7 protein-coding genes are annotated in these 5,207 nt (G+C 73.0%); 4 read left to right on the top strand and 3 right to left on the bottom strand.

What is annotated here, in order from left to right:
• On the top strand, positions 1-269 hold a 269-nt coding region (locus tag Q7T52_RS04525; protein WP_370692295.1), incomplete at its 5' end, for a protealysin inhibitor emfourin.
• A gap of 134 nt (positions 270-403) precedes the next feature.
• Here the strand turns inward: Q7T52_RS04525 and Q7T52_RS04520 are convergent.
• Positions 404-1,093, bottom strand: a complete 690-nt coding sequence (locus Q7T52_RS04520) for an aspartate/glutamate racemase family protein (protein WP_304799816.1) — start codon at positions 1,091-1,093, stop codon at positions 404-406.
• A gap of 150 nt (positions 1,094-1,243) precedes the next feature.
• Positions 1,244-1,993, bottom strand: a complete 750-nt coding sequence (locus Q7T52_RS04515) for an SDR family oxidoreductase (RefSeq protein ID WP_304799814.1) — start codon at positions 1,991-1,993, stop codon at positions 1,244-1,246.
• A gap of 82 nt (positions 1,994-2,075) precedes the next feature.
• On the opposite strand from Q7T52_RS04515, the gene Q7T52_RS04510 reads away from it, so the two are divergent.
• From Q7T52_RS04510 to Q7T52_RS04500, 3 genes are read left to right on the top strand one after another with little or no spacing between them, the layout of a single operon-like run.
• A complete protein-coding gene (locus Q7T52_RS04510) occupies positions 2,076-2,420 on the top strand; it encodes a hypothetical protein (RefSeq protein ID WP_304799812.1) in 345 nt (114 codons plus the stop codon).
• A 31-nt stretch (positions 2,421-2,451) separates the two neighbouring features.
• Entirely contained in the window at positions 2,452-3,717 is a 1,266-nt protein-coding gene (gene mshA / locus Q7T52_RS04505; protein WP_304799810.1) for a D-inositol-3-phosphate glycosyltransferase, read from the top strand.
• A complete protein-coding gene (locus Q7T52_RS04500; RefSeq protein ID WP_304799808.1) occupies positions 3,707-4,234 on the top strand; it encodes a YbjN domain-containing protein in 528 nt (175 codons plus the stop codon). The genes mshA and Q7T52_RS04500 overlap by 11 nt, the downstream gene beginning before the upstream one ends.
• 117 nt (positions 4,235-4,351) lie before the next feature.
• On the opposite strand, the gene Q7T52_RS04495 is transcribed toward Q7T52_RS04500, so the two are convergent.
• Positions 4,352-5,207, bottom strand: an 856-nt coding sequence (locus tag Q7T52_RS04495) for an EAL domain-containing protein (protein ID WP_304799806.1), incomplete at its 5' end; no start/stop codon positions are given.

Genomic DNA, 5,207 nt, shown 5'->3' with positions numbered 1-5,207 from the left:
GGAGCGGCGGGTTCGTCGGTCGCACCGTCGAGGCCGAGGTCGACCTCGCCGCCGACGACGACCGCGCCGCCGAGGTGCGCGGCCTCCTCGGCCGGGTCGGCGCGCTCCCCGAGCGCGCGGCCCCGCCGCACCCCGACGGCTTCACCTACGAGCTCGACGTCGACGGCCGCACCGGTCGCTTCGTCGAGAGCGACCTCACCGACGACCTGCGGCGGCTGGTCGACGTGGTGCTGCGTGATCCGGGGTCGGGCTCGGCGAGCCACTCCTGACCCAGATTTCACCGGCCGGCCGACACAACCCGTCCCTGGCCGCTGATGCGTTATTGGCCAGGCAAGGCATTCACCGGCCAGCCGGTGAATCTTGGGTCAGGTGGGACGAAGCACCCCGAGCCCAATGCGACCGATCAGCCCAGCGCGCGGTCGAGCGCAGCGTCGACGTGCAACGTGGTGGCCGGGAAGAGCGGCAGCTCGACGTCGTGCTGGCGCACCAGCAGCTCGAGCTCGGTGCAGCCCAGGATCACGCCCTTGGCGCCCGCGTCCCAGAGCTCGTCGACCAGCCCGACGACCTTGCGGCGCGAGGAGTCGAGCACCTTGCCGTGCACGAGCTCGTCGTACACGATCCGGTTGACGGCCTCGTGGCTCGCCGAGTCGGGCACGTGGACGGTGATGCCGTGGGAGGCGATCCGGTCCACGAAGAAGCGGCGCGACATCGAGAACGACGTCCCGATGAACCCGACCGAGTCGAGGCCGCGCGCGGTGACCGCGTCGGCGATGACGTCGCCCAGGTGGAGCAGCGGGATCGACACGGCGTCGGCCACCTGGTCGGCGACCATGTGGAACGTCGTGGTGCACATGAGCAGGAAGTCGGCGCCGGCCGCCTCGACCGAGCGTCCGGCCGCGGCCAGGATCTCGGCGACGTCGTCCCACTCCTCCTGCTCCTGCAGGGCGGTGACCTCGGCCAGGTCGACCGACGCCATCACGGTCTTGGCCGAGGAGAGGCCGCCGAGCCGCTTCTCCACGCCCTGGTTGAGTGCCTGGTAGTAGACGGCGCTGGACTCCCAGCTCATCCCGCCGATCAGTCCGATCGTCTGCATGGCTCGATTCTGCCGTACGCCAGGCCCCACACCGTGCTGGGCCCGGTCGACCGGAGGCTGCGGTGGTTTCGACGCGCTGACGCGGCCTCGCAGGCTCAGCCGTGTCGCTTGCTCAACCTCCTGGGGTCGACGCCCTGACCTCGCCCTCGGTCAGGGACTGATCCTGTGGACCTTGTGCTGGGCCGCCTGGGCCCGCGGCCGCAGGACCAGTTCGTCCACGTTGACGTGCCGGGGACGGGTGACCATCCACCCGATCGCGTCGGCGACGTCCTCGGCGACCAGCGGCTCGGCGACGCCGGCGTAGATCGAGGCGGCCTTGTCGGCGTCACCGTCGAAGCGCACGAGCGCGAACTCGTCGGTCTTGACCATCCCGGGCGCGACCTCGCAGACGCGGACCGGCTGGTCCCACAGCTCGAGGCGCAGGGTCTCGGTGACGACCTGGGTGCCGTGCTTGGCGGCGGTGTAGCCGGCGCCGCCCTCGTAGGCGATGCGGCCGGCGGTCGAGCCGACGTTGCAGATGACGCCCGCGGCGTCGTCGGCCTGGAGCAGGGCGGGCAGGAGGGCGCGGGTGACCTGCATCAGGCCGATCACGTTGACCTCGTACATCCGGCGCCAGTCGTCGGCGTCGGCCTGCGCGACCGGCGACGAGCCGAACGCGCCCCCGGCGTTGTTGACGAGGACGTCGAGCGTGTCGCCGACGGCCTCGGCCAGCGCGGCGACCGAGTCGGCGTCAGTGACGTCGCAGGTGACGGCGGTGCCGCCGATCTCGGCGGCGAGCGCCTCGACCCGGTCGGTACGCCGGGCGGCACAGATGACGTGGAAACCCAGTCCGGCGAGGGTGCGGGCGGTGGCTGCGCCGATGCCGCTGCTGGCACCGGTGACGACGGCGGTACGAGTCATGGGTCGATCATCCCCGGGCTGGCAGACTGGCGCGTCGTCGGGTGCGGGGTACGAGGTGCGAGAGGTCCGGAGGAGGGCGCGGGTGCGGGTCGTCGCGCTGGGGGCTGCGCTGGCCGGTGGGGTCTGCCTGGTCGCCCACCTGTTCCTCGACGTCGACGTGCTGTCGTGGCTAGGCCTCGGGCTGCTCGGCGTCGCGGCGGCCGCCGTCGGGGCGGGTCTCGTACGGGCCCGCTGGCTCGCGGTCGTCACGGCGACCGGCGCGATCGCCCTCGCCTGGGCGGTGCTCGAGCTCGCGCACGACCTCGCCCCCGACCGCGCGGTCGAGGCGGCCGTGGGCGGGTTGGCGTCGCTGTGCGTCGCGGTCGCGATGCTCCGCCGGCCCGATCCGGCCGGCCAGGCCGGACGCCCGGGGAATCACCGGTCCTGACCTACGGTTGCGGTGCACATGGGAGAGGTAGATGGGTGACCTGAGACGGCTGGCGATGATCAGCCTGCACACCTCACCCCTCGACCAGCCCGGCACCGGCGACGCGGGCGGGATGAACGTCTACGTCGTCGAGCTCGCCCGCCGGCTCGCGGCCCGCGGGGTCGAGGTCGACGTCTTCACGCGCGCGACCAGCTCGACCCACGAGGCCGTCGTACCCCTGGCCGACGGGGTGCTCGTCCGCCACATCACCGCCGGCCCGTTCGAGGGCCTGACCAAGCACGAGCTGCCCGGGCAGCTCTGCGTCTTCGCTCGCGAGGTGCTGCGCACCGAGGCCGCCCAGCCGGTCGGCCACTACGACGCAGTCCACTCCCACTACTGGCTCTCGGGCCAGGTCGGCGCGCTCGCCCGCGACCGGTGGGGCGTCCCGCTCGTCCACAGCATGCACACGATGGCGAAGGTCAAGAACGACGCGCTCGCCGCCGGCGACACCCCCGAGCCCGCCGCGCGGGTCATCGGCGAGGAGCAGGTGGTCGAGGCCGCCGACGTCCTGGTCGCCAACACCGAGCTCGAGGCCGAGCAGCTGGTCAAGCTCTACGACGCCGACCCCAGCCGGGTCGAGGTCGTGCACCCCGGCGTCGACCTCGACGTCTTCCGCCCCACCGACGTCGCCGTCGCCCGGGCCGCGCTCGGCCTGCCGCGCGAGGCGGTCGTGCTGATGTTCGCCGGCCGGATCCAGCCCCTCAAGGCCCCCGACGTCCTGCTGCGCGCCGTCGCGGTGCTGCTCGAGCGCGACCCGTCGCTGCGCTCGCGGCTCGTCGTCCCCGTCGTCGGCGGCCCTTCCGGGTCCGGCCTCGACCGCCCGACGGCCCTGGCCGCGCTGGCCCGCGATCTCGGCATCGACGACGTCGTCCGGTTCGTGCCGCCGGTGACCCAGCCCGAGCTCGCCCGCTGGTACGCCGCCGCCACCCTGGTCGCCGTCCCGTCCTACAACGAGTCGTTCGGCCTGGTCGCCGTCGAGGCCCAGGCGTGCGGCACCCCCGTCGTCGCGGCCGCCGTCGGCGGGCTCACCACCGTGGTGCGCGACGGCCACAGCGGAGTGCTGGTCCCCGGCCACGACGCCGAGGCGTGGGCAACCGCGCTGCGCCGGGTCGCCTGCGACGACACCGAACGGGACCGACTGGCCGCGGGCGCCGTCGTCCAGGCCCAGGAGTTCTCGTGGGACGCCACCGCCGACCAGACGCTCGGGGTGTACCGCCGCGCCCGGGCCCACATGCGAGAGTCCCTGAGTGCCCGCTGATCCCACCGTCGTCGCCGTCATCCGCGACTACCTCGCCGCCAACGACCTCGAGGCCGAGGAGCCCGGCGGCCCCGAGGCGGGCGTCTTCGGGTTCGCGCTGCCGGGGGAGAAGAAGCTCCAGACCGCCGTACGCCTCGACGTCGGCCCGCACCACCTCGCCGTCCACGCGTTCGTCTGTCGCGCGCCGGACGAGAACCGCGAGGAGGTCTACCGCTGGCTGCTGCAGAAGAACCTGCGCACCTACGCCGTCTCGTTCGCCATCGACCGCCTCGGCGACATCTACCTCGACGCCCGCCTGCCGCTCGCGGTCGTGACGCCCGACGACCTCGACCAGATCCTCGGCGCGGTCCTCTCGGTCGCCGACGAGTCGTTCAACACGATCCTCGAGCTCGGCTTCGCCAGCTCGATCCGCAAGGAGTGGGAGTGGCGCAAGCTCCGCGGCGAGCCCACCCACAACCTCGAGGCCTTCCGCGGCTGGCTCGAGGCCGGCGACGACCTCGACCCCACCCACAACTGACGCCGACCCGTCGTAGATCTACGACGGGTCAGCGGAAATCACGGTGACCCGTCGTAGATCTACGACGGGTCAGCGAGATGTCACGGTGACCCGTCGTTGATCGCTGACGGGTCAGCGTCAGGCGGTGGCGGAGCGGGGGTCGCCGAGGGCGAGGAAGCGGGAGGCCGGGACGGGGCGGCCGAGGTGGTAGCCCTGGCCGAAGTGGCAGCCCATGGAGCGCAGGTGGGCGGCCTCGAGGGCGTTCTCGATGCCCTCGGCGACGATCATCACGCCGAGGGTGTTGACGAGGTTGAGGACGGCGCGGGTGAGCATGAAGTCGCTCGAGTCCTTGGCGATGCCCGAGACGAGCGACCGGTCGACCTTGACCGTGTCGATCGGCAGACGGTGCAGGTGGGCGATCGAGGAGTAGCCGGTGCCGAAGTCGTCGATGCCGAGGCTCACGCCGAGGTCGCGCAGCGCGAGGAGCGTGACGTGGACGTCGGCGTCCTCGGCGACCATCGCGGTCTCGGTGATCTCGAGCAGCAGCATCGAGGGGGCGACGCCGGCGCGGGTGAGGGCGGCCTCAACGTGGTCGACGTAGGTCGGCTCGCGCAGCTCGAGCGGGGACACGTTGACGTGCATCCGGAACTCGGGCCGCAGCTGGTCGCCCCACTCGGCGACCTGGGCGAGGGCCTTCTCGAGGACCAGGCGGCCCAGGGGCACGATCAGCCCCGTGCGCTCGGCGGCCTCGACGGTGAGCATCGGCGACACGGCGCCGCGCAGCGGGTGGGTCCAGCGCAGCAGCGCCTCGGCGCCCACCAGGCGGTGGACCCGCAGGTCGTGGACCGGCTGGTAGTGCAGCTCGAGCTGCTCGGGGTGCTCGGTGATCGCGACGGCGAGGTCGCGGACCCGGGTCAGCTCGTCGGCGACCCCGACCGGGGCGGCGCCGGCGTGCCAGCGGGTGGCGCCGGGGGCGTCGCGGCCGGCGGCGACG

The sequence above is a fragment of the Nocardioides sp. genome, from assembly GCF_030655615.1.
Classification (GTDB): Bacteria; Actinomycetota; Actinomycetes; order Propionibacteriales; family Nocardioidaceae; genus Nocardioides.
The sequence above is the reverse complement of the archived record's forward strand: the minus strand, read 5'-3'. Positions and strand labels throughout refer to the sequence as shown.

What these genes read in the sequence shown, in the direction of transcription:
- Q7T52_RS04520 (WP_304799816.1), bottom strand. Translation starts at nt 1,093, where the DNA reads ATGCAGACGATCGGACTGATCGGCGGGATGAGCTGGGAGTCCAGCGCC.
- mshA (WP_304799810.1), top strand. Translation starts at nt 2,452, where the DNA reads ATGGGTGACCTGAGACGGCTGGCGATGATCAGCCTGCACACCTCACCC.
- Q7T52_RS04515 (WP_304799814.1), bottom strand. Translation starts at nt 1,993, where the DNA reads ATGACTCGTACCGCCGTCGTCACCGGTGCCAGCAGCGGCATCGGCGCA.